This window comes from Pseudomonas sp. LB3P25 (genome assembly GCF_054897985.1).
This window is the reverse complement of record NZ_CM142711.1, coordinates 3,326,794-3,350,404: the sequence shown is the minus strand read 5'-3', so window position 1 is coordinate 3,350,404 and position 23,611 is coordinate 3,326,794. Positions and strand designations below refer to the sequence as shown.

The window sequence follows — 23,611 nt, the reverse complement described above, 5'->3', positions numbered from 1 at the left end:
AGATGACGATGATGAAAAAGCAGGTTGTGCTGTACAAGAAACTCTCGCCGCTGCTGATGGCTCGCCTGTACGAGCAGACCGAGGTCACGCTGATCGACAACCTCAATGCCGAAGGCCTGGCAAAACTGCGCGAGGCCCTGCCCCGCGCCCACGGGTTGCTTGGTGCGAGTCTGAAGCTGGATGCCGGATTGTTGGATCTGGCACCTGACCTGGAAGCCATCGCCAGCGTGTCCGTGGGGGTCGATAACTACGACATCGACTACCTGACCGAACGGCGGATCCTGCTCAGCAACACCCCGGACGTGCTCACCGAAACCACCGCCGACACCGGTTTCGCGCTGATCCTGGCGACCGCCCGGCGCGTGGTGGAACTGGCGAACATGGTTCGCGCCGGTCAGTGGAACCGCAACATCGGGCCGGCGCATTTCGGCAGCGATGTGCACGGCAAGACGTTGGGCATCATTGGCATGGGACGGATTGGCGAGGCGTTGGCACAACGCGGGCATTTCGGTTTTGGCATGCCGGTTCTGTACCACAGCCATTCGCCGAAACCGGCGGTGGAGCAGCGATTCAATGCGCAATACCGCAGCTTGCCGGAACTGTTGCAGCGGGCGGATTTCGTTTGCCTGACCTTGCCGCTGACCGCTGAAACCGAAGGGCTGATCGGCGCAGAGCAATTTGCCCTGATGCGCCCCGAAACCATCTTCATCAACATTTCACGGGGCAAGGTGGTGGACGAGGCGGCGCTGATTCAGGCCTTGCGTGAGGGGCAGATTCGCGCTGCGGGGCTGGATGTGTTCGAACGCGAGCCGCTGAACCCAGACTCGCCGCTGTTGCAGCTGAACAACGTGGTGGCGACGCCGCACATTGGCTCGGCGACGCATGAAACGCGGGAGGCGATGGCCGCCTGTGCGGTGGACAATCTGCTGACGGCGCTGGCAGGTGAGCGGCCGGCGAATCTGGTGAACGTTGGGGCGTGGAAAGGCTGAGGAATTCGGCGCCTGTCAGTCAGTCTTCGCGAGCAGGCTCGCTCCCACATTTGATCGCGGTCGAATGTGGGAGCGAGCCTGCTCGCGAAGAGGCCATCAAAGCCAGCACAACTTCAGGCCCGGCGAACCTCCAGAAGGTCCGCCGCACACAACGCAATCCGCTGGCACGCATCCGCCAGCTTCAGCTGATCCACCACCAACCCCAATCGAATATGCCCTGCCGCACTCGGTCCGAACGCTTCACCTGCCAGCACCGACACGCCGTAACCTTCCAGCAGCCGCTCGGCAAAACCCTGGGCACATAACCCGGTCTGGCGCACATCGACCATCACGAACATCCCGCCATCAGGCCGAATCGGCCGGATGCCCGGGCAATCATTCAGACTCGCGCACACCAGGTCGCGACGCTGGCGATACTCCTCGCGCATCAACGCCACTTCCGGCAGGTCCTCATCCAGCGCCAATTGCGCGGCGTTCTGAATGAAATCCGGAATACCAAACAGCATGCATAACGACAGGTGCACCAAGTGTTCGGCCAAGGGTTTGGGCCCGATCACCCAGCCCACCCGCCAACCGCTCATGGCGTGGGATTTGGACAGGCTATTGATGGTCGCGGTGCGCTCGGCCATGCCCGGCAGGCTCGCCGGGCTGATGTGCTCGCCTTCGTACAACAGATCGCTGTAGACCTCGTCGCTGATCAGCCACAAGTCGTGACGAACACACAGCGATGCCAGTTCCTGCCAGACCATCAGCGGCAAACTGGCGCCGGAAGGATTGTTCGGACTGTTGAGCACGATGGCGCGGGTTTTCGGCGTGATCAGCGCCGCGACATCCGCCGGATCGACCCGAAAGCCGTTCTCGGGGCGCACCGCCACCGGCACCACTTTGGCCGCGCAGGCACCGAATACACCTTCATAGGTCACGTACATCGGTTCGGCGACGATCACTTCATCGCCCGGGTCGAGCAGGCATTGCGCGACCGAATACACCGCACATTGCGCGCCCGGCAGCACGATCACATGGTCGGCATCCACCGCGTGACCACTGCGGCGTCGATGGCGGTTGGCAATGCTATCGCGTAACCCTCGACTGCCACGTACTGACGGGTAGTGGGTGTCACCGGCCAGCAAGCTATCGATGCACGCCTGAACAATGGGCTGCGGCGTATCGAAGTCGGGATCGCCGATCGATAGCAACAGCACATCAACGCCCTGCTCAAGTAATTCCAATGCTCGGTCATGAATCTGCCAGGCCGCAGCGCCGTCACCGGCGATTCGTTTGGTCAAGGCTGAATAGCGCATGTATTTCTCCAGTCGCGCGGGTTCCAAGCCACAACCCTATCTCAAATCACGAAACGCGCCACCATGGCATTTAAATCCACGGCCAGGCGCGACAGTTCGTGCGTCGCGGCGCTGGTCTGGTTGGCACCGGCGGCGGACTGGGTGGCGAGGTCGCGGATGTTCACCAGGTTGCGGTCGACCTCGCGGGACACCTGGGCCTGTTCTTCGGACGCGCTGGCGATCACCAGGTTGCGCTCGTTGATCAATTGGATCGACTGAGTGATCTGCTCCAGTGCCACACCGGCGGCGCGGGCCATTTCCAGGGTGCTTTGGGTGCGTTGATTGCTTTGCTGCATCGACGCGACCGCTTGGCCGGTGCCGTTCTGGATGCCGGCGACCATTTTTTCGATTTCCTGGGTCGATTGCGCAGTGCGATGGGCCAGCGCCCGGACCTCGTCCGCCACCACCGCAAAACCGCGCCCGGCTTCACCGGCACGGGCGGCTTCGATTGCAGCGTTCAGCGCCAGCAGGTTGGTTTGTTCGGCGATGGCGCGGATCACGTCCAGCACCTTGCCGATGTCGCGCCCTTGAGCGGCCAGGCCTTCGATCATCACCGAGGTGTTTTGCACATCGTGGGTCATGGTCTGGATCGCGCCGACGGTTTCCACCACACGGTCGCGACCTTCGCGGGCAGCCTGGGTCGACTGGTTGGAGGCTTCGGACGTCGACACCGCGTTGCGCGCCACTTCTTCCACGGCAGCGGTCATTTCGTTGACGGCGGTGGCGGCCTGTTCGATTTCGTTGTTCTGCTGTTGCAGACCGCGGGACGCTTCTTGGGTGACCGTGCTGAGTTCTTCAGCGGCGGCCCCCAGTTGGGTGGCGGAACCGGCGATCTGTTCGATGGTTTTGCGCAGGCTGGCCTGCATCGTGGACAAGGCACCGAGCAAACGGGCCGGTTCGTCCTGGCCGTCGACCTCGATGAGTGTGGTCAGGTTGCCGCCCGCAATGGTTTGCGCCGCCTGCAACGCACGGTTCAGCGGTGTGACGATGCTGCGGGTCAGCAACCAGGCCAGCAACACGGTCATCAGCGCCGCAATCACCGCCACGGCGATGATGCCGGTAATCGCGCTGCGGTAATGCTCGCCTGCTTCGGCCGAGGCGGTTTTCGCATCGGTGTTGTTGAGCGCCACCAGTTTGTTCAGTTGCTCGCCCATCTGGTCCGTACCTTCCTTGATCCGGGTGTTGATCAGCGTGCGCATCTCATCGAGCTTGTTCTGTCGCGACAGCTCCAGCATCTGGCTCTGGGCTTGCATGTAACTGTCCAGTGTTGCCGTGAACGTCTTGTACAGCGCGGCTTCTTCCGGGGTGGCCGGCAACGCGGCATAACTGGATTGTGCGCTGCGTACCTTGTCGGCCAGCACGCCGATACGCGTCTGGGCTTCCTGCAACGCGGCCGGATCACGATTGACCAAGACCCGGAAAGAGAGAATGCGCAGACGCAGGACGTTTTCCGTCAGGTTACCGAGAAACCCGACGCTGGGCAGCTGCGTGGTTTCCATGTCGATGGAGGCTTGGTGAATGGTCGTCATGCGGTTCACGGCAAACACACCCAGCACGATAACGAGCAAGGCAATGAAGGCAAAACCCAGGAAAGCTCGAGGCGCGATATTCAGATTACGCAGTGACATAGGATGATTCTCGGATGATGGGGCTACGAGCATCCTTGCGTGATCGCTGAATGGCGGGCGTTGGCGCACGCGTTTTCAGTTTGGCGCCACTGTTGGAATAGGTTTGTGTGGGCCTATTGGCTGTATCGGCTGGGGATGAGGTTTCCTGCGGGGATTTGAGAAATATATTTCAAGGGATTACGAGCGTTTCACCCATGAAACACTCTAGCTCTATGTAGCAGCTGCCGAGCCTGCGAGGCTGCGTTCGACTGCGAAGCAGTCGTGAAGTCATGCGGCGCGGTGTGTCAGGAAAAACCGGCTGCCGGATTTACGACTGCTTCGCAGTCGAACGCAGCCTCGCAGGCTCGGCAGCTGCTACAAGTGATCGTACGGCTTCAGGTTTTGCGAGCGGCCATCCGCCAAACCCGCGCAACATCACTGGCCCGCTCCCGCAACAACCGCGGCGCCTCGGCACACGCCTGCTCCAGCGTCATCGGTCCACTGGTCAAGGCAAACGCGGCATCGATGCCATGTTCGTACAGTGCTTGATAACCCTCACCCAGGGTCCCGGCGATGACGATCACCGGCACGCCATGCTGCCGAGCAATACGCGCCACACCAAACGGCGTCTTGCCACGCAGGGTCTGGGCATCGAAACGGCCTTCACCGGTGATCACCAGGTCGGCGCCCTTGACCGCATCGTTCAAGCCGACCAGCTCGGCAACCACTTCGACGCCGGCCTTGAACTGCGCCCCCAGAAACGCTTTGGCGGCAAACCCCAGGCCGCCTGCCGCACCGCTGCCCGGTTCGTCACGTACGTCTTTGTTCAGGACCTGAGCGCACCGTTCAGCAAAGTGCCCGAGCGCGCGATCCAGTTGTTGGACTTGCTCGGGTGATGCCCCTTTTTGCGGGCCGAAAATCGCGGAGGCACCGTGAGGGCCGCACAGTGGATTGTTGACGTCGGCGGCGATATCGAATTGCACTTCGGCCAGACGCGGATCGATTTCACTCAGATCAATGCGGGCAAGCAGTCCAAGCGCCAGACCACCCGGTGCCAGTGTTCGGCCGTGTGCGTCCAGCAGTTTGACGCCCAACGCTTGCATCGCACCCGCCCCGCCGTCGTTGGTGGCGCTGCCGCCAATCGCCAGAATGACCCGTTGCGCCCCGGCATCGAGCGCCGCGCGGATCAATTCGCCGGTGCCGAACGTGCTGCTGAAGCAGGCATCACGCTTGCCCGGCGGAACCAGTTGCAGGCCACTGGCCTCAGCCATTTCGATGATCGCGGTGTGGCTCTGAGGCAACCAGCCCCAGGCGGCGTCAACCGTTGCGCCGAGCGGCCCGCGAACCGGGGTGCGACGCAGTTCGCCCTCGCACGCCGCCAGAATCGACTCGACGGTCCCCTCCCCGCCGTCAGCCATCGGGCATTTGACCAAGACTGCATCGGGCCAAACCTGCGCCAACCCCAGAGCAATGGCATCAGCCACACCCTGGGCACTCAGGCTGTCCTTGAACGAATCGGGGGCGATGACGATTTTCATGCGAATTCTCCAGTTCCAATGCGATCCATGCTGCCAGCAGCCTTGAACAATAACGCCGGTCCGCTGCACAAGCGGGGGTGGCGTTTATTGTTCATTTCCACAAAACCTCCCTCCACACCGTTCGTTGTAGCAGCTGTCGAGCCTGCGAGGCTGCGTTCGGCGGCGAAGCCGTCGTAAATTCTGCAAGCACGGTTTACCTGATGCTCCTCGGCGCATGATTTCACGACTGCTGCGCAGCCGAACGCAGCCTCGCGGGCTCGGCAGCTGCTACGGGTTGGTGTTCGGTGCGTCGGTTTGGGGGAGGAGTTGGACACCGAGGTAGAGCGCGAGCATCCCGTCCAGCTTCAGCGGATCAACACCACTGAGTTCGGCAATCCGCTCCATCCGATAACGCAAGCTATTGCGGTGGATGCCCAATGCATCGGCACACGCCTGGCTCTGGCCATCGTGATCGCACCAGCTGCGCAGGGTTGCCAGCAGTTGGCCGTTGCCATCCTTGGCGATGACTTTGCGCAGCGGTTTGAGCAACTCGTCCAGTGCATCGTCGTTGCGGTGTCGCCAGAGCATCACCGGCAACCGATAACGGTTGAGCGTCAGCAAACGGGTGTGCGGCAACACCTCTCGCCCATAGGCCAGCAAGTCACCGACGCGCCGATAGCAGCGGCGCAATCCCGACAGCCCATCGGCCTGCCCGCCCACAGCAATGCGCAGAATGTTCCAGCCCAGGGCATCGAGCTTATCCAGCAGCCGATCATTCTCGATCGCCTGGGATGCCGGCCGGCACCAGAGCAACGAGGACTTGGCCGAACTCACGCACCAACTGTCCGGGTAGCGCGAGGTCAACCAGGCGCTGAGCGCCTCGACGGTTTGCCCCGGACCGCGTTCCATCCCTAACTCGAACAGGTATGGCACCCGCGTCATCTGCGGCTTGAGCCCCAGTTGCTGCGCTTCGTCGATCAACCGAGGTGAATCCCCCGACTCGCTGAGCAGCAATGCCAGCAAATCATCACAACGCTGACGCCGCCATTGCTGTTCGGCCTGTTGATTGCGCTGGCCGACGAGCATCTCGGCGGTCATCCGCACCAGTTCGGCGTAGGTGCGCAATTGCTCGGGTTCACCGGTGATGCCCAGCACGCCAATCAAGCGCTGATCGAGCAACAGCGGCAAGTTGATGCCCGGCTGCACGCCTTTCAAATGAATCGCCGTTTGGGCGTCGATCTCCACCACTCGCCCGTTGGCCAGCACCAGTTGCGCGCCTTCATGCCGGGTGTTGACCCGCTCCGGTTCGCCGCTGCCGAGAATCAGGCCCTGGCTGTCCATGACATTGACGTTGTACGGCAGGATGGCCATCGCCCGGTCGACGATGTCCTGGGCCAGGTCGTGATCGAGTTCGAACATAGCGGTGATCCTTGAAAGCGTGATGGGACAGGTTGTTCACCCGCACAGGCCTTGGTTGCAAACCCTGTGCTCAGGCACAAAGACAGCAACCCTGAGGGTGGCTGAGACTCTCAGGGCAATCAACGTTACCCTTTGCATCGCAAAAAATCATAACAAAGAGAGAGCCCGCCATGTCACAGAGCGCCGCCGCTACCCAGGCCATCGTTGACGAGAAAAACGCCGTCTACAAACGCATCACCCTGCGTTTGATCCCCTTCATCTTCATCTGCTATCTGTTCAACTACCTCGACCGGGTGAACGTTGGATTCGCCAAGCTGCAGATGCTCGACGCACTGAAGTTCAGCGAAACCGTGTACGGCCTCGGGGCCGGGATCTTCTTTATCGGCTACGTGCTGTGCGGCGTGCCGAGCAACCTGGCCCTGACCAAATTCGGCCCACGGCGCTGGATCGCGCTGATGATGATCGTCTGGGGCTCGCTCTCGACCTGCTTGCTGTTCGTCACCACCCCAACCGAGTTCTACACCTTGCGCCTGTTCACTGGCGCGGCCGAAGCCGGGTTCTTCCCGGGCGTGGTGCTCTACCTCTCGCAGTGGTTCCCGACCTTCCGCCGTGGCCGCATCATGGCGCTGTTCATGTCGGCGATCCCGGTGTCCGGCCTGCTCGGCAGTCCGTTCTCCGGCTGGATTCTCAATCACTTTGGCGCAGGCCAGGCGGGTCTGGCGGGCTGGCAGTGGATGTTCCTGCTGCAAGGTATCCCGACCATCATCCTCGGCGCCCTCGCCTACTTCCTATTGAGCGACAGTTACGCCAACGCCAAATGGCTCACGCCGTTCGAGCGCTCGGTGCTGGAAGCCGACCACGCTGAAGACCTGGCCAACAAACCAAAAACCACCACCGACTCGCTGCTGGCCGTGTTCAAGAACCCGGCGATCTGGGCGTTCGGCCTGATCTACTTCTGCATCCAGAGCGGCGTCTACGCGATCAACTTCTGGCTGCCGTCGATCATCAAGAACCTGGGTTTCAGCGATAACCTGGTGATTGGTTGGCTGAGTGCGATTCCGTACCTGCTGGCGGCGCTGTTCATGTTGATGGTCGGCCGCTCCGCCGACCTGCGCAAAGAGCGCCGCTGGCATTTGGTGGTGCCGATGCTGATGGGCGCGGTCGGTCTGCTGATCGCCGTGAACTTTGCGACTACGCCGGCCATTGCGATTCTCGGCCTGACCATCGCCACCATGGGCGCGCTGACCGGATTGCCGATGTTCTGGCCGGTGCCGACTGCGCTGCTGAGCGCGGGTGCTGCGGCGGGTGGTTTGGCGTTGATCAACTCGATGGGGCAGATGGCGGGTTTCCTGAGCCCGTATCTGGTGGGTTGGGTCAAGGACAGCACCGGGTCGACTGATGCCGCGTTGTATTTGCTGGCGGGTGTGATTGTTTGTGGGAGTTTGTTGGCGTTGCGCATGACGCGGACGTTGCGGGTGTAACGGCCAAGATCAAAAGATCGCAGCCTCGTTTCACTCGACAGCTCCTACAGGGTTTGGCGTACACCTGTAGGAGCTTGCGATCTTTTAATTGCCGCTATTACTGCGGATCGAGCCTATCCAGCACCCGATTCACCGCCAATTCTCCCAGCATCACGACCTGCTGAATACCCAGCAAAGTATTGCGATGCGTACCCTCTACCAACCCCGCCACATTACTGAGCATGACACTCGCTGATGCCAGAGACTCACAGGCATTGACGAGCAGGGTTTCGTCATCGGTGTCGGGGGCAATGAAGTAGATCGTGCTGGGTTTTCGTGGGATGTCTTGGGGGGTCGCCGGCTTGAGGTAATGATCGAGGGCGCGGTCGGCGGCTTCGTGGAGTTTTTTTGAATCGAGTGAGTCGTAGGGGGAAACGTCGTCGGGTGCTGGTGGGTTGGGTGTTGGTTTGAACATAGATGATGCTCCAGGTAAGACATTAAGGAGCCGTCACCCTCGCTACCAAACGAAGAGTGGCGGCCATACGCAGGTTGGTAGACCGGTTACCTGGTGCAAAACCCGGCGCATCCGAGGATGCCCTACGCATGACCACCATAAAAACAGAAGACGAAAAAATCTCTGCATTACGTTGCGTATGCGTCAGGTAACCGGGCTACCAAACCCGATCGCTGTTTTTCAGCGACGGGGTAACGATAAGATCCGGGCCCAAGGCGCACAAGCCGGCGGATTCTGGCGCAGTCGTAGGCAACGACGCAAGGTTATGTAGCCTCCAGGCGCATCCATCCTGACCGCTTAAACATTGCTGTTTATTGCCAACGATCCATTGTAGGAGTGAGCCTGCTCGCGATAGCGGCGTGTCAGTCGACATCAATATTGAATGATCAACCGCCATCGCGAGCAGGCTCACTCCTACAGGGGCATTGAGCTGATATTCCGATTGCTCCCGATGACGGTTCTGGTATTTGATTGAGGCCTTTCTCCCACCAGTAAAAGGATTTCGTCATGAGCTACCGCACGCTGGGTCATTCGGGATTACAAGTTTCCACCCTGACCCTGGGCACCATGATGTTCGGCGAACAAACCAGCACCGAAGATTCCCTGCGGATCATCGACAAGGCCTGGGACCAGGGCATCAATTTCATCGACACCGCAGACGTTTACACCAACGGCCGCTCCGAAGAGATCGTCGGCGAAGCGATTGCAGGTAATCGGCACGAATGGGTGCTGGCGACCAAGGTCGGCTACGGCCCGGTGGACGGTGTACCGAACCGTAACGGCCTGAGCCGCAAGCACCTGTTCAATGGCCTCGACGCCAGCCTGACGCGTTTGGGTACCGACTATCTCGACATCTATTACCTGCACCGCGAAGACCACAACACGCCACTGGAAGTCACGGTGTCGGCGATTGGCGATCTGATTCGTCAGGGCAAGATTCGTTATTGGGGTTTGTCGAACTACCGTGGCTGGCGCATCGCCGAGGTGATTCGTGTGGCCGACCAACTGGGCGTCGACCGGCCGGTGATCAGTCAGCCGCTGTACAACATCGTCAACCGTCAGGTGGAAACCGAGCAGATCACCGCCGCGCAAAACTATGGCCTGGGCGTGGTGCCTTACAGTCCGCTGGCGCGTGGTGTGCTCAGCGGAAAGTACGCGCCGGACGTGAAGCCGGATGCCAACAGTCGAGCCGGTCGCGCAGACAAACGCATTCTGGAAACCGAATGGCGCGTCGAATCCTTGCGCATTGCTCAGCAGATTCAGCAGTACACACAGAGTCGCGGCGTGGGCATCGTCGAATTCGCCATTGCCTGGGTGCTGAACAACAGCGCCGTGACCTCGGCCATCGTTGGGCCGCGCACCGAAGAACAATGGGATGCCTACACTAAGGCGCAGGCGGTGAAGATTACGGCTGAGGATGAAGCGTTCATTGATTCGTTGGTTGTGCCTGGGCATGCGTCGACGCCGGGGTTTAATGATGTGAGCCATTTTGTGTCGGGGCGTAAACCGCGTTCGGCTTGAGATCTCTCCCTCACCCTAACCCTCCCGAAACGTCGGACCGCCCGTAGGGAGAGGGGACTGAATGGGGGATGTTCAGCATATCCTTCGACCTGAAAGTTCCGCATCGAATCCATAATCGAATAGGTCTTTCAGGTCGCAAAGTTTCTTGAATCCACTCGGTCAGTCCCCTCTCCCTCCGGGAGAGGGCTAGGGTGAGGGGACGACGGTTTGAAATTCTGCAGGGATGTTGGAAATATCGATCACCCGCCCAATATTCAGCACAAAAACCACGTATCCTCTGCGCCCGTTTCACGTTCAACTTCGCGAGGACAGTTTGTCTAAAGGTATCGCTCTATCGGTTTCAGCCTCGGTGCTGTTTGCCGTCATGTATTACTACACTTCGTTGCTCACGCCTTTGAGCGGCGTAGAAATCTTTGGCTGGCGGATGCTGCTGACCCTGCCGTGCATGACCGTGTTCATGGTGGTCTCCGGCGAATGGAAACGCGTAGCCGCCCTTTTTCGGCGGCTGGTTGGCCAACCAAAATTGCTCGCAGGCCTGATCCTTTCCGCGACGCTGCTTGGCCTGCAACTCTGGCTATTCATGTGGGCGCCGCTCAACGGCTATAGCCTTGACGTGTCCCTGGGCTACTTCCTGTTGCCGCTGTCCATGGTGCTGACCGGGCGGTTCGCCTATGGCGAGCGACTGTCTTACCTGCAAAAGGTTGCCGTGTTTTTTGCTTCCCTCGGCGTGCTGAACGAGCTGTATCAGGTCGGCGGTTTTTCCTGGGCGACCTTACTGGTCGTCATCGGTTATCCGCTCTACTTCATCCTGCGCAAGCGACTGGCCACCGACAACCTCGGCGGCTTGTGGATGGACATGGCCTTGATGCTGCCGGTGGCGTTCTGGTTCGTTCAGGGCGGCGAACAGGGTTTCGCCGTGTTCGATCAACACCCCTGGCTGTCGCTGCTGATCCCGTTGCTCGGGGTGATCAGTGCTTCGGCGCTGGTGGTCTACATCATCGCCAGCCGGCTGTTGCCGTTCAGCCTGTTCGGGTTGTTGAGCTATGTCGAACCGGTGCTGTTACTCGGCGTCGCGTTGCTGCTGGGGGAAAGCATCAAGGCCGGTGAGTGGTTGACCTATATCCCGATTTGGTTGGCTGTTGTGGTGTTGGTGTTTGAAGGGTTCAAACACCTCGTCCGACAACGTCGACGCCCTATGTCGTAGGAGCGAGCGGTGCGGCGATCCGACTTGCCCGCGATGAACGATAACGCGATTCGCCAGATACACCGAGGCGTCTCAATCGCGAGCAAGCTTTGCTCCTACAGACAGCAAAAACGAAAAAGCCCGGTCAGCAGTAATGCTGACCGGGCTTTTCTATTTCTGTAGCGGCTTAGTCGGTGGAGAGCACACCCCGACGAACCTGGTCGCGTTCGATGGATTCGAACAACGCCTTGAAGTTGCCTTCACCGAAGCCATCGTCGCCTTTACGCTGGATGAATTCGAAGAACACCGGGCCCATCAGGGTTTCCGAGAAGATCTGCAACAGCAGACGCCTGTCGCCTGACTCGGACGAACCGTCCAGCAGAATGCCGCGAGATTGCAGTTGATCAACCGGCTCACCGTGGTTCGGCAAACGGCCTTCGAGCATTTCGTAGTAGGTTTCCGGCGGCGCGGTCATGAAGCGCATGCCGATGCTTTTCAGGTGATCCCAAGTCTTGATCAGGTCATCGGACAGGAAGGCAACGTGCTGGATGCCCTCGCCGTTGAACTGCATCAGGAACTCTTCGATCTGCCCGGCGCCCTTGGACGATTCTTCGTTCAGCGGGATGCGGATCATGCCGTCCGGCGCGGTCATGGCCTTGGAGGTCAGGCCGGTGTATTCGCCCTTGATGTCGAAGTAACGGATCTCACGGAAGTTGAACAGCTTCTCGTAGAAGTTGGCCCAGTAGGCCATGCGACCGCGATACACGTTGTGGGTCAGGTGGTCGATGATCTTCAGGCCGGCCCCGACCGGGTTGCGGTCAACGCCTTCGATGAACACAAAGTCGATGTCGTAGATCGAGCTGCCTTCGCCGAAACGGTCGATCAGGTACAGCGGCGCGCCGCCGATGCCTTTGATCGCCGGCAGGTGAAGCTCCATCGGGCCGGTTTCGATGTGGATCGGCTGGGCGCCGAGTTCCAGCGCACGCTTGTAGGCCTTTTGCGAATCCTTGACCCGGAACGCCATGCCGCACACCGACGGACCGTGCTCGGCCGCGAAGTACGAAGCGACGCTATTAGGTTCGTTGTTGAGGATCAGGTTGATCTGGCCCTGGCGATACAGGTGCACGTCTTTGGAACGGTGGGTCGCGACCTTGGTGAAGCCCATGATCTCGAAGATCGGCTCCAGGGTGTTCGGGGTCGGCGATGCGAATTCGATGAATTCAAAGCCCATCAGGCCCATTGGGTTTTCGTATAAATCTGCCATGGTTGGCGCCTCATCATTTTCTTGTCAATTAACGGATCGTTAGTTGCTAGCAATGCTGAGACCGGCGGGTGGCGCGCAGGAGATGCCCCGCACGCTGCGGGCGAGGAAGTCACCGTAGATCAATTGAAACCCGAAACTCTTCATTGTCGACCCAAGGCTCTTGCGGGCGAGGCTTCTGCTGCCAGAAGACGATTATTCTTATATGCGTAACCCGATTCTACACAGCGTAAATAGGTTTGTCCGCCTTCTGTATCAAATCCCCTTTTTCCCTGCTCGCGCAAGGGGTTTGTTGCACAGGAAAATTCCCGCGAGGATCAGCCCTCCTCCCAGGCACATCGCCAGGCTCAACTGCTCGCCCAACAGCAGCGCACCGAGAATCACCGCGGTCAGCGGGTTGAGGGCGATGAACACACCTGAACGCGTCGCGCCGATTTTGCGGATGCCGTCGTAATAGCCGATATAGGCCAGCGCCGAACCCAGTACGCCCAGGTACATCAAGCTCAACCATTGTGGAGGACCGAGGCTGGCGAGTGCAGCCACACTCAACTCACCGCGAACAGCACTGGTCACCCACAACATCAGCGTGCCCAACAAAATCGAGTACGTCACCGTTTGCACCGGGCCTAGCGTCTGGTTCAGATCTTTGGAGAACAGCGAATAAACGCCCCAGCCGAGCACACAGCCGAAGATCAACAGATCGCCGATCCACGCGTCGGCATTACCGGCCAGCAATTGCGGGTTACGGCTGATGATCACCAGACTCGCCCCGGCAATACAGATCGCGATTCCGAAAACTTTTGCTCGACTCAAGCGCTCCTTGAACAACAGCCATGACGCCAGCCCGATCACGGCCGGGTTCAACGCCACGATCAATGACGCCCGTGAGGCATTGATGTAGTGCAGCCCATAAAAGAAGCACAGGTTGTAGAAAAAGATCCCGAAAAAACCCAGCAGCGCCAATTGCAGCCATTGTCTGGGGCTGGGCCTTGCAAGAGGCACGCGGGCCAGTAGCAGAAATACCAGCAACGCCACGCTGGCCAGCAAGAATCGCAGGCTGGCGGCAAACAAGGGGCTGAGGCTATCAGCCAGAAACCGCCCGGCGACAAAGGTGCCGCCCCAGATCATGGTGACTGCCGCCAGTTTCAGATAAACCGGCACATCCGAAGGATTGGAAAGGCTCTGCTCACAGGTCGTCATAGGTTTCCAGAACGAGAAATCGGGGAGATGACGTATCATTCGACTAATACCTTCTCATCGTAAAATGAGTAAACACTCATGACCCTTACCCAACTGGAGATTTTTTCTCTGGTCGCCGAGCTTCACGGTTTTACGGCGGCAGCCAATCGCTTGGGGATTTCCCAATCCGCGGTCTCTCACGCCCTCAAGTCGCTGGAACAGGAATTGGGCGTCGAGCTGCTGCGCCGGCATCAGTCCCGGGTCGAACTCAGCGACATTGGCCAACAGCTTTTGCTGCGCGCCCGAGCGATGCTTGGCCTGGCCAACACCTTGCGCCAGGAAGCGGCCGATGCGCGCGGGATGAAACGCGGCACGTTGCGCATTGGCTCGTTCGGCCCGACCTCATCGATCAAACTGCTGCCGCTGATCCTGCAGCACTACCGCGCGGCTCACCCGGGCATCGAGGTCCACATCGACGAAGGCCCGGACCGGCAGGTGATCCAGTGGCTGGAGGAGCGGCGTATCGATGTCGGTTTTGTGGTGTTGCCCGAGGAGCGGTTCGACACCTTTGCGCTGATTGAAGACCAAATGGTCGCGCTGCTGCCCGTCGATCATCCGCTGGCCCGTCGCGACAGCCTGAGCTTGAGCGATTTGTGTCACGACCCGTTTGTGTTGACCGAGGCCGGCTCTTCGGAGCTGGTGTCCCGGCTGTTCAGTGCCGCGCGGCTGACACCGAACATCCGTTTTCGCTGCTCGCAACTACTGAGTACGCTGGACACCGTTGGCCGAGGTGACGCGCTGACGGTCGTCGCCGAAAGCTCATTGCCCGACGACAGCGACAGTCGCTACGTGAAAAAACCGCTGTCGCCACCGGTCGCCCGTCAGGTCGGTCTGGCGGTGCTCGACCAGCGCCAGTCATCACCCGCGACGCTGGCTTTTATCAAACTGGCCGAGCGCCTGAACGACCGTTGAGCGGCGCACGCGCCGAGGGCCAACTATCATCGCCTCTACCTGAACTCTTTTTGGAAGGCGTCCCGTCCTGCCAGCATTTGAGAGCCCTATTTCATCGTGACAGGTTTCGCAAATGCCACTGAACGTCAAAACCCCCCGCAAACGCGGCATCAGGATGGCTGTGACGCTACTGAGCGGATTACTCCCGGTGCTGTTGGGGTTCGCCATTCTTTATATGCAAGCTGAGCATGCACTCAAGCAAAGCACTGAACAGACGGCCGAAGAAGCCATTCGCCAATTCGAATTGATGCTCGACAAAACCGCCCAGGCCGCCCGCGAATTGCTGCCGCTGGCCGGTCAAAACTGCAACGACGTCAAACTGGCCTTGCGCGAACAGGTCACCCGCCGGCCGTTCGTGCGCTCGACCAATCTGGTGTGGGACGACACTATTTATTGCAGTTCTTTGTTCGGTGACGTTCAGGAAAGAATCGTTTCCGGCGACTACAGCAAAGGTGCGTTGTTGCTGATGAAGGGCAACCCGGTCACGCCTGATACAGCATTACTTGTGTATCGGCTCAGCGAAGAAAAACAGGGCGCGATGAGCACCCTGGACGGGTATCACCTGAGCAACGTACTGCGGCTGATCGGTCGCAAGACAGTGCTGCTATTGCAAGTCGGCCCCCATTGGTTGTCCGCCGATGGCAAATTCCATGAAGGTGCCCTGCCAGCCTTTGCGGTGGCGCAAACCAGACTGGCGTCCTCGCGTTACGTCTTTTCGGTGGCGGCCGGATTTCCCGAAGGCGAAACCTGGCGCTTCATGAGCAGCGAGTATCCGCCGCTGTTTAGTTTGCTGATCTTCTTCGGTGTGATTTCCGGCGTGATCGGGCACTTTGTGCAAAAACGCTCGTCATCGCCGAGCAATGAAATGCGGCGCGCCCTGGAAGCTGCGGAGTTCATTAACGCATTAAGTCACGATTAACTAGCGGCGCTAACCGACACGACAAGGAGATCGCGCACCCATTTGAATCAAAAGACTACTGTTGTTACATGAAGAAAAAGACAGGATTTACTCTTGGCCAATTAACTACTACAATTTTTCATGCCTGCGCAAGATTGGCAGGTGAGCCACTATCACCGAGTCGCTTCAAGGCTCTTGGCTTATAGCTTTGTTTGCGGTTGGTATCAGCCAAACACACTATTGGAGTAAAGATATTGTCCAGACTCGCTGAATTTCGTGCAGCTGAAAAGGCCCTTCAAGAGCAGCTCAAGCAGCTGGAAACCCTGAAGAACGATGCCGGGCTCAAGAAAGAAATCGAATTCGAAGAAAAGCTCCAGGGGCTGATGAAAACCTACGGCAAGAGCCTGCGCGACATCATCGCCATTCTCGATCCGAACCCGGCAAAATCCGGTCTGCAACAGGCAGCGCCTAAAACCCGCCGCGCTCGCGTGGTCAAGGTTTATCAGAATCCGCACACCGGTGAACTGATTGAAACCAAGGGTGGCAACCACCGCGGCCTGAAAGCCTGGAAGGAACAATACGGTGCAGCTACCGTTGATTCCTGGCTGCGTGGCTAAGCTCTCGCGGTGACAAAAAAGCCCTGCCAATGCAGGGCTTTTTCATGGACGCCTTCTAAATGCAACCATTGGCGTCGATCAACTCGCTACTTATTGAATAACTTTGTGCTTAATCCCTTTGGGTATCTAAAAATTTCAGAATGCGCTCAAACCGGCAGCCATTGAAATCTTTAACTAAAGTTTCAAGCTGTTACGGGCCGCCTCTATTTCATCCTGACTTGCCTTATAAACCTCAGCCTGCCCCGCGTAGGAAAGAACATAGGCCTTATCGGCATCCACGGCGGCAACCAATGTTTGAGAGAGCACATGCCTTCCGTTCTGTGTGATCGTGCAGGTTGTTTCCAGCGCTGATAAGCGGCTCAAGGTCGTCGGGTGAATCTTGTTGCAGACACTTTGATAACCGCCTTGAAAAAAGTCCTTCTGCACCGACTTGCGCATCTCCAGTAACACGCCCTGAAGATTCACCTGATGACCGCTTTCCACCTGAGTCATGGTCAACTCCATCACCATCACCGGCGTGCCGCCCTGATCGTTTTTCACTGCACGCTGGCGGGAAACGTGGGTGTTGGCGTCACCTTGCGGGACGGCTTCGACTTCCCAGCCGTCAGGCCAGGTCATGACTGGCGCGTCTGCGTGCGCGCTGTTAACACCTGAAAGCACGCAGATCAGGACGAACATCGATTTACAGAAACGAATCATTGCAATGAACACTCACGGATTGAACCGTAAAGTCTGAGCCTCGCCCGTCTGTCAGGCAATAGCCGACGCATTGGGTTTGGTGATGTCTGAGCCCTTGCGTATTATTGTCGCCATTCGTTAGCCCCACTTATTTTCCGGAGGGCCCATGAGCCTGCACGAATTGAACACCTTCCCGGTCGTGACTGCCCAGCCTGACACCGCCACTCAGAAATTCGTCTTCAACCACACCATGCTGCGGGTCAAGGACATCACCAAGTCCCTGGATTTCTACACGCGCATTTTGGGTTTCTCGCTGGTAGAAAAACGCGACTTCCCGGAAGCCGAGTTCAGTCTGTACTTCCTGGCGCTGGTCGATAAAAACCAGATCCCGGCTGACGCCGCTGCGCGCACTGAATGGATGAAGTCGATCCCCGGCATTCTCGAACTGACCCACAACCACGGCACCGAGGACGACGCAGATTTCGCTTACCACAACGGCAACACCGACCCGCGCGGTTTTGGCCACATCTGCATCTCGGTACCGGACATCCGTGCAGCCTGCGAGCGCTTCGAAGCGCTGGGCTGCGATTTCCAGAAACGTCTGAATGATGGCCGCATGAAGAGCCTGGCGTTCATCAAAGACCCGGATGCTTATTGGGTCGAGATCATTCAACCGGCGCCGCTGTAATTAAAGTTAAAAGATCGCAGGCTTCGCCAGCGCCTACAGAATCACGCCTGACCCGGCTTTGATCGTTCCCAGAGCATGGGAACGATCAAAAGTCCTTTCGGATCAACCCTCCGGACGCAGCATCAACACCGCCAGCGGCGGCAGGTTCAATACCAACGAGAGGGGCTGCCCATGGCTCGGCTCTTCCTCGGTAAACACCCCGCCGCTGTTGCCATAGTTCGAACCGGCGTAAGTAGCAGCATCGCTGTTGATCACCTCGGTCCAACGCCCGGCAAACGGTACGCCAATGCGATAACCCTCGCGCGGCACCGGCGTGAAGTTGGCCACAACCAACACCGGCCGCCCATCCCTGCTCCAGCGCATGAAGGCGTAAACGCTGTTGATTGCATCATCACCAATCAACCACTGGAAGCCTTGCGGCGCGTCGTCCTGATCATGCAGCGCCGGCTCTTCGCGATACAGCCGATTTAGATCGCCGACGAGTTTCTGCACACCTTTGTGTTCCGAGTACTGCAGCAAGTACCAGTCGAGTTGCTGATCGTGGTTCCACTCACGCCACTGACCAAACTCGCAGCCCATGAACAACAGCTTCTTGCCCGGATGCGCCCACATGAAACTGAGGTAGGCGCGCAGGTTGGCGAATTTCTGCCAGCGGTCGCCGGGCATCTTGTCGATCAGCGAGTGCTTGCCGTGAACCACTTCGTCGTGGGAGATCGGCAGGATAAAGCGCTCGGACCAGGCATACACCAGGCCGAAACTCAGTTCGTTATGGTGATGAGCGCGGTACACCGGGTCCTGCTGGATGTAATGCAGCGAATCGTGCATCCAGCCCATGTTCCATTTGTAGTCGAAGCCCAGTCCGCCCTGTTGCGTGCCCTGGCTGACCCCCGGCCATGCGGTGGACTCTTCGGCAATCACCAGCGCGCCAGGAGCTTCGAGGTCTACCACGTCATTGAGATGGCGCAGGAAGTCGATGGCTTCAAGGTTTTCCCGACCGCCGTGGCGGTTTGGCACCCATTCGCCGGCCTTGCGCGAATAATCGCGGTACAGCATCGAAGCCACGGCATCGACCCGCAGGCCATCGACGTGGAAATGCTTGAGCCAGTGCAACGCCGAGGCCAGCATGTAGCCGTGCACTTCGGTGCGACCCAGGTTGTAGATCAGCGTGTCCCAGTCCTGATGGAACCCTTCCTGCGGGTTGCCGTATTCGTACAGCGCGGTGCCGTCGAACTGCGCCAGGCCGTGGGTATCGGTCGGAAAATGTGCCGGCACCCAATCGAGGATCACGCCGATGCCGGCCTGGTGGCAGGCATTGACGAACGCGGCGAAATCATCCGGCGTACCGTAGCGGGCGCTCGGGGCGAATTGCGACAGCAGCTGATAGCCCCAGGACCCACCGAACGGGTGTTCCATGATCGGCATCAGCTCGATGTGGGTAAAACCCAGATCCTTCACGTAAGGAATCAGCCGCTCGGCCAACTCATGCCAGGTGTACAGGCGCGCAACTTCGCCCAAATCGTCCAACTCACATTGCCAGGACCCGGCATGCAATTCGTAGATCGACAGCGGCGCACTCACCCGATGACGGTCACCACGGGATTGCATCCAGTCGTGGTCCTGCCAATCGATGTTCAGCGGCGAAGCGACTTTTGACGCGGTATCGGGCGGCAGCGAAGTGGCCAGCGCCATCGGGTCGGCCTTGAGCGGCAGAATGCCGTGGGTGCCGAGGATTTCGTATTTGTACGTTTCCCCCGCTTGCATGCGCGGGACGAAAATTTCCCATACGCCGGTGGGATGGCGCAGGCGCATCGGGTGCCGGCGACCGTCCCAGTTGTTGAAGTCACCCACCACCGACACCCGTTTGGCATTCGGTGCCCACACAGCGAACCGCACGCCGTCGACACCGTCGACCGTTTTCAGCTGCGCGCCCAGGCAAGCGCTGAGATCGCGGTGATTGCCTTCGGCGAACAGGTACAAGTCCATCTCGCCGAGCAACGGACCAAAGCTGTAAGGGTCCTCGGAAATTTGTTCGCCGCCGGCCCACCGGGTTCGCAGCAGATACGCCTGCGCCCGATCGAAGTGCCCGACGAACAGGCCCGGCGTCTGGGTGGCCTCAAGGGTGCCGAGCTCTTCCCCGGAGTCCTTGGCCAGTACCTGCACGCTCAAGGCGTCCGGCAAATAGGCCCGAATGAATTGCCCGCCGGCACCATCGCCGTGGGGACCGAGAATTGCAAAGGGGTCGTGATGTTCGGCGCGTACCAATGCGTCGATGTCCCGCGATCTGGGCATCAACGCTTCTTTAGCGTGACCCTGTTCCTTGTTCGAGAAACTCATGACTACTCTCCACCAAGATCGGAAAAGGGTTTAAGCCCACTTAATAACCCATACAAACCGTGCAACGGCACGGGCAACCATGTGGGGCGATTTTCTGCCTCATAGGCCACTTCATACGCTGCCTTCTCCAGGCCGAACAACGCCAATGCGGCGTCCTCGCCTTCCGGATCTTGCCATGCATGAGCAAGACTAGCTCCCGCCAGCCGATAAGCGTCGACAAATGCTTGTCTTGCTTCATTTAAATAGCGATCGGCGACACGTTGACGAGCGGCGTGGGCATCGGCCGTGTTATCGACGTTGTGCACATTGATCGCCATCGCCGCAGCGTAGTCAAAAGAACGCAATACGCCACTGACGTCTTTGTACGGGCTGTGTTTGCCCCGTCGTTCATGCAGCGGCCGCGCCGGCTCGCCTTCAAAGTCGATCAAGTAGGCGTCGCCCTTGATCACCAGCACCTGGCCCAGGTGCAAGTCGCCGTGGACGCGAATACGCAGACCACCGACGGCTTTTTTGCCCAGCTCCTGAACATGGCTGAGGATGGCTTTTTTGTCGTCCAGTAAACGACTGACCAACGCTTTGTCCGCCGGGTTCAATTCGCTTTGATGCTGCTTGAGCAACTTCAGCGCGTGCTCCAGTTGCGCCGCCACATCCTTGGCGCAGGCCAGGGCATCTTTCTGGGTGGTGACCTGCGGGGCGAAGTCCGGGTTGTCGCTCGGCGCCGCCAGCACCTGATGCATTTCGCCCAGACGCTGACCGAGCATGCCGGCGAAGTCTCTCAGTTCGCCCAAGGCGTTGTAGTGTTGCTCCTGCTCGGACATGGCGTCAGCCAGTTCATCGCGCAGTGCCCGTTCGAGGTTGTTCTGGGTCCATTCCCAGGCGTCGCCCTGATTGCTCAAATAGCCTTGGGCAATCATCAGCAGACTTTCCTCGCCCGCCGGATCGCGGCGAACCACCGAACCCAGCAGCGGCGAGATATTACGGAAACCGGCATGAGTCAGGAACGCGCTCATTTCCAGTTCCGGGTGCACGCCAGACGCGACCTTGCGGATCAGTTTCAGCACCAGACTGTTGCCGATCACTACCGAACTGTTGGACTGTTCGGCAGACAGGTAACGCACTTCCGACTCCCCGGTCAGACCGAGTTTCGCCAGTTCCCACGTCGGCTCAAAGCAGATATCGCCCGCACTGGATGGCAATACAGTATTACTTTGCATGCCCTGCAAAACCGCATGCACAAAGGTGTCGAGGCTGAAGGCGTCGGTGATCAAACCGACCTGACGCACGCGTCGGACCCGAGACAAGGCCAGTTGCTGAGGCAACGCAGCACCGACCTGATCTTCGGAGATAAAACCGAACGGCAACTGATAGCGACTGGTCTGGCCGCCGCTGGTGACGTCGATTTCACTCAACAGCACAGGGTGCAGCGGATCGCCGAAGCGCACGCCGTAAGCGATGTTGACCTGTTCGATGCCCGCGTCCTTGCCGGCAAACCAGCGGCGATTCTGCAGCCAGTTCGGCAGGATGCCCTGCTCCAGCGTGCCGCGGGACGGCGCTTCGAGCAGTTCTTCCATTTGTTTTTTCAGCACCAGCGTGGTGAAGTCCGGCAGGCTTTGCGCCGGTTCTACGTGCCAGCTTGGCATCTGGTTTTCCGCCGCCAGGCCGAACCAGTAGAAACCGTAAGGCGCCAGTGTCAGCAGGAAATTAAGCTGGCCGATCGGCGGGAAGGCGTTACCGCCCAGCATCTCGACCGGCACCATGCCGGCGTACGCGGACAGATCCAGTTCCGCCGCTTGCGCACTGCGCGACACGTTGGCCACACACAGAATGATTTCGTACTTGCCATCCGGCCCCGTGAATTCCCGGGTGTAAGCCAGAATCCGCCGGTTGCTCGGCGAGAGCATTTTCAGCGTGCCGCGACCGAAGGCCTTGGACTGCTTGCGCACGGCGAGCATGCGCCGGGTCCAGTTCAGCAGCGAATGCGGGTCGCCGGCCTGGGTTTCGACGTTGACCGACAGGTAGCCGTATTGCGGGTCCATGATCGGTGGCAGCACCAAGCTGGCCGGGTCGGCGCGGGAGAAACCGCCGTTACGGTCAATCGACCACTGCATCGGCGTACGCACGCCATCACGGTCGCCGAGGTAGATGTTGTCGCCCATGCCGATTTCGTCGCCGTAATACAGGGTCGGCGTGCCGGGCATCGACAGCAGCAAACTGTTGAGCAACTCCACACGACGACGGTCGCGCTCCATCAACGGCGCCAAGCGGCGGCGAATGCCCAGATTGATCCGCGCCCGCCGGTCGGCCGCGTAGTAATTCCACAGGTAATCGCGCTCCTTGTCGGTGACCATTTCCAGGGTCAGTTCATCGTGGTTGCGCAGGAAAATCGCCCACTGACAATTGGCCGGGATCTCCGGGGTCTGACGCAGGATGTCGGTGATCGGGAAACGGTCTTCTTGGGCCAGCGCCATGTACATGCGCGGCATCAGCGGGAAGTGGAATGCCATGTGGCATTCGTCGCCGTTCAGGCCTTTGGCGTCGGTGTCGCCGAAGTACAGTTGCGTGTCTTCCGGCCATTGGTTGGCTTCGGCCAGCAGCATGCGGTCCGGGTAATTGGCGTCGATTTCGGCACGGATTTGCTTGAGGACGTCGTGGGTCTCGGGCAGGTTTTCGTTGTTGGTGCCGTCGCGTTCGATCAGGTACGGAATCGCGTCCAGCCGCAAGCCGTCGATGCCCATGTCCAGCCAGTAGCGCATCACCGACAGCACGGCTTTCATGACTTGCGGGTTATCGAAGTTCAGGTCTGGCTGGTGGGAATAGAAGCGATGCCAGAAATACTGGCCGGCCACCGGATCCCAGGTCCAGTTGGATTTTTCGGTGTCGAGAAAGATGATGCGAGTGCCGTCGTACTTATGATCGTCATCTGACCAAACGTAAAAATCCCGTGCCGCCGAGCCTTTCTTGGCCTTGCGCGCACGCTGAAACCAGGCGTGCTGGTCAGAGGTGTGGTTGATGACCAGTTCGGTAATCACCCGCAGGCCACGTTTATGGGCTTCAGAGATGAAGCGCTTGGCGTCGGCCATGGTGCCGTAGTCGGAATGCACGCCACGGTATTCGGCAATGTCGTAGCCGTCATCACGCCGTGGCGAGGGATAGAACGGCAACAGCCAAATGGTGTTGACGCCCAGATCGGCAATGTAATCGAGTTTGGCGATAAGGCCGGGAAAGTCGCCGATCCCGTCATTATTGGAGTCGAAAAAAGACTTAACGTGAACCTGGTAAATCACCGCATCCTTGTACCAGAGCGGGTCCTTGATAAAGGTGGCTGCCTTGGGTTTCTTCGCCATTTGAAACTCCTGTTGAATTCGAAATAGCCACCACAGAGCCAGTAGCTTTGG

17 protein-coding genes and 1 pseudogene are annotated in these 23,611 nt (G+C 59.2%); 8 read left to right on the top strand and 10 right to left on the bottom strand.

The annotated features are described in order from the left end of the window. Positions 1–11 precede the first annotated feature (11 nt). Positions 12–989 carry an NAD(P)-dependent oxidoreductase gene (locus ACYZTW_RS15170; protein WP_462005762.1) on the top strand — a complete coding sequence of 326 codons (978 nt, stop codon included), beginning with the start codon at positions 12–14 and terminating at the stop codon, positions 987–989. A 113-nt stretch (positions 990–1,102) separates the two neighbouring features. On the opposite strand, the gene ACYZTW_RS15165 is transcribed toward ACYZTW_RS15170, so the two are convergent. The 4 genes from ACYZTW_RS15165 to ACYZTW_RS15150 form a co-directional block, all read right to left on the bottom strand. Continuing rightward, entirely contained in the window at positions 1,103–2,290 is a 1,188-nt protein-coding gene (locus ACYZTW_RS15165) for a pyridoxal phosphate-dependent aminotransferase (protein ID WP_462005552.1), read from the bottom strand. Between the two features lie 41 nt (positions 2,291–2,331). Beyond that, positions 2,332–3,957: a methyl-accepting chemotaxis protein gene (locus ACYZTW_RS15160; protein ID WP_462005551.1), complete on the bottom strand. Its 1,626-nt coding sequence runs from the start codon at positions 3,955–3,957 to the stop codon at positions 2,332–2,334. Between the two features lie 374 nt (positions 3,958–4,331). Then, positions 4,332–5,474 (bottom strand): glycerate kinase, encoded by a 1,143-nt coding sequence (locus ACYZTW_RS15155; protein ID WP_462005550.1) that lies wholly within the window; start codon positions 5,472–5,474, stop codon positions 4,332–4,334. 267 nt (positions 5,475–5,741) lie between these two features. After that, positions 5,742–6,872: a sugar diacid recognition domain-containing protein gene (locus tag ACYZTW_RS15150; protein ID WP_462005549.1), complete on the bottom strand. Its 1,131-nt coding sequence runs from the start codon at positions 6,870–6,872 to the stop codon at positions 5,742–5,744. A gap of 170 nt (positions 6,873–7,042) precedes the next feature. Between ACYZTW_RS15150 and ACYZTW_RS15145 the strand changes: the two genes are divergently transcribed. Then, a complete protein-coding gene (locus tag ACYZTW_RS15145) occupies positions 7,043–8,353 on the top strand; it encodes an MFS transporter (protein ID WP_462005548.1) in 1,311 nt (436 codons plus the stop codon). A 97-nt stretch (positions 8,354–8,450) separates the two neighbouring features. Here ACYZTW_RS15145 and ACYZTW_RS15140 read toward each other — a convergent pair whose 3' ends face one another. Continuing rightward, entirely contained in the window at positions 8,451–8,807 is a 357-nt protein-coding gene (locus tag ACYZTW_RS15140; protein ID WP_462005547.1) for a DUF6124 family protein, read from the bottom strand. 546 nt (positions 8,808–9,353) lie between these two features. Between ACYZTW_RS15140 and ACYZTW_RS15135 the strand changes: the two genes are divergently transcribed. Both ACYZTW_RS15135 and rarD read left to right on the top strand, forming a co-directional pair. Next, positions 9,354–10,367, top strand: coding sequence for an aldo/keto reductase (locus ACYZTW_RS15135; protein WP_462005546.1), 1,014 nt, complete (start codon positions 9,354–9,356; stop codon positions 10,365–10,367). Positions 10,368–10,680: 313 nt separating this feature from the next. Then, a complete protein-coding gene (rarD, locus tag ACYZTW_RS15130; protein ID WP_462005545.1) occupies positions 10,681–11,571 on the top strand; it encodes an EamA family transporter RarD in 891 nt (296 codons plus the stop codon). Between the two features lie 166 nt (positions 11,572–11,737). Here rarD and hppD read toward each other — a convergent pair whose 3' ends face one another. Continuing rightward, positions 11,738–12,814, bottom strand: a complete 1,077-nt coding sequence (hppD, locus tag ACYZTW_RS15125) for a 4-hydroxyphenylpyruvate dioxygenase (protein ID WP_462005544.1) — start codon at positions 12,812–12,814, stop codon at positions 11,738–11,740. A 252-nt stretch (positions 12,815–13,066) separates the two neighbouring features. Next, positions 13,067–14,011 (bottom strand): DMT family transporter, encoded by a 945-nt coding sequence (locus tag ACYZTW_RS15120; RefSeq protein ID WP_462005761.1) that lies wholly within the window; start codon positions 14,009–14,011, stop codon positions 13,067–13,069. 78 nt (positions 14,012–14,089) lie between these two features. Between ACYZTW_RS15120 and ACYZTW_RS15115 the strand changes: the two genes are divergently transcribed. From ACYZTW_RS15115 to ACYZTW_RS15105, 3 genes and pseudogenes are all read left to right on the top strand, one after another. Next, positions 14,090–14,962, top strand: coding sequence for a LysR family transcriptional regulator (locus ACYZTW_RS15115; protein ID WP_462005543.1), 873 nt, complete (start codon positions 14,090–14,092; stop codon positions 14,960–14,962). A gap of 112 nt (positions 14,963–15,074) precedes the next feature. Continuing rightward, positions 15,075–15,899, top strand: a pseudogene (locus tag ACYZTW_RS15110) (CSS-motif domain-containing protein); the annotation flags it as partial. Positions 15,900–16,153: 254 nt separating this feature from the next. Then, on the top strand, positions 16,154–16,516 hold the full coding sequence (locus ACYZTW_RS15105) for a histone-like nucleoid-structuring protein, MvaT/MvaU family (RefSeq protein WP_415756071.1): 363 nt from the start codon (positions 16,154–16,156) through the stop codon (positions 16,514–16,516). Positions 16,517–16,690: 174 nt separating this feature from the next. On the opposite strand, the gene ACYZTW_RS15100 is transcribed toward ACYZTW_RS15105, so the two are convergent. Continuing rightward, positions 16,691–17,215: a DUF4946 domain-containing protein gene (locus ACYZTW_RS15100; RefSeq protein WP_462005542.1), complete on the bottom strand. Its 525-nt coding sequence runs from the start codon at positions 17,213–17,215 to the stop codon at positions 16,691–16,693. Between the two features lie 145 nt (positions 17,216–17,360). On the opposite strand from ACYZTW_RS15100, the gene gloA reads away from it, so the two are divergent. Next, the gene (gene gloA, locus ACYZTW_RS15095) at positions 17,361–17,882 is read left to right on the top strand and encodes a lactoylglutathione lyase (protein WP_462005541.1); all 522 of its coding nucleotides are present in this window, start codon (positions 17,361–17,363) and stop codon (positions 17,880–17,882) included. A 102-nt stretch (positions 17,883–17,984) separates the two neighbouring features. On the opposite strand, the gene glgB is transcribed toward gloA, so the two are convergent. Both glgB and treS read right to left on the bottom strand, forming a co-directional pair. Then, positions 17,985–20,216, bottom strand: a complete 2,232-nt coding sequence (gene glgB, locus ACYZTW_RS15090; RefSeq protein ID WP_462005540.1) for a 1,4-alpha-glucan branching protein GlgB — start codon at positions 20,214–20,216, stop codon at positions 17,985–17,987. A gap of 2 nt (positions 20,217–20,218) precedes the next feature. After that, positions 20,219–23,560 carry a maltose alpha-D-glucosyltransferase gene (gene treS, locus ACYZTW_RS15085; RefSeq protein ID WP_462005539.1) on the bottom strand — a complete coding sequence of 1,114 codons (3,342 nt, stop codon included), beginning with the start codon at positions 23,558–23,560 and terminating at the stop codon, positions 20,219–20,221. Positions 23,561–23,611 lie beyond the last annotated feature (51 nt).

Excerpts from the sequence above, each read along its gene's own strand:
- ACYZTW_RS15170 (WP_462005762.1), top strand. The coding sequence starts at position 12 with ATGAAAAAGCAGGTTGTGCTGTACAAGAAACTCTCGCCGCTGCTGATG.
- ACYZTW_RS15165 (WP_462005552.1), bottom strand. The coding sequence starts at position 2,290 with ATGCGCTATTCAGCCTTGACCAAACGAATCGCCGGTGACGGCGCTGCG.
- ACYZTW_RS15160 (WP_462005551.1), bottom strand. The coding sequence starts at position 3,957 with ATGTCACTGCGTAATCTGAATATCGCGCCTCGAGCTTTCCTGGGTTTT.
- ACYZTW_RS15155 (WP_462005550.1), bottom strand. The coding sequence starts at position 5,474 with ATGAAAATCGTCATCGCCCCCGATTCGTTCAAGGACAGCCTGAGTGCC.
- ACYZTW_RS15150 (WP_462005549.1), bottom strand. The coding sequence starts at position 6,872 with ATGTTCGAACTCGATCACGACCTGGCCCAGGACATCGTCGACCGGGCG.
- ACYZTW_RS15145 (WP_462005548.1), top strand. The coding sequence starts at position 7,043 with ATGTCACAGAGCGCCGCCGCTACCCAGGCCATCGTTGACGAGAAAAAC.
- ACYZTW_RS15140 (WP_462005547.1), bottom strand. The coding sequence starts at position 8,807 with ATGTTCAAACCAACACCCAACCCACCAGCACCCGACGACGTTTCCCCC.
- ACYZTW_RS15135 (WP_462005546.1), top strand. The coding sequence starts at position 9,354 with ATGAGCTACCGCACGCTGGGTCATTCGGGATTACAAGTTTCCACCCTG.
- hppD (WP_462005544.1), bottom strand. The coding sequence starts at position 12,814 with ATGGCAGATTTATACGAAAACCCAATGGGCCTGATGGGCTTTGAATTC.
- ACYZTW_RS15120 (WP_462005761.1), bottom strand. The coding sequence starts at position 14,011 with ATGACGACCTGTGAGCAGAGCCTTTCCAATCCTTCGGATGTGCCGGTT.
- ACYZTW_RS15115 (WP_462005543.1), top strand. The coding sequence starts at position 14,090 with ATGACCCTTACCCAACTGGAGATTTTTTCTCTGGTCGCCGAGCTTCAC.
- ACYZTW_RS15100 (WP_462005542.1), bottom strand. The coding sequence starts at position 17,215 with ATGATTCGTTTCTGTAAATCGATGTTCGTCCTGATCTGCGTGCTTTCA.
- gloA (WP_462005541.1), top strand. The coding sequence starts at position 17,361 with ATGAGCCTGCACGAATTGAACACCTTCCCGGTCGTGACTGCCCAGCCT.
- glgB (WP_462005540.1), bottom strand. The coding sequence starts at position 20,216 with ATGAGTTTCTCGAACAAGGAACAGGGTCACGCTAAAGAAGCGTTGATG.
- treS (WP_462005539.1), bottom strand. The coding sequence starts at position 23,560 with ATGGCGAAGAAACCCAAGGCAGCCACCTTTATCAAGGACCCGCTCTGG.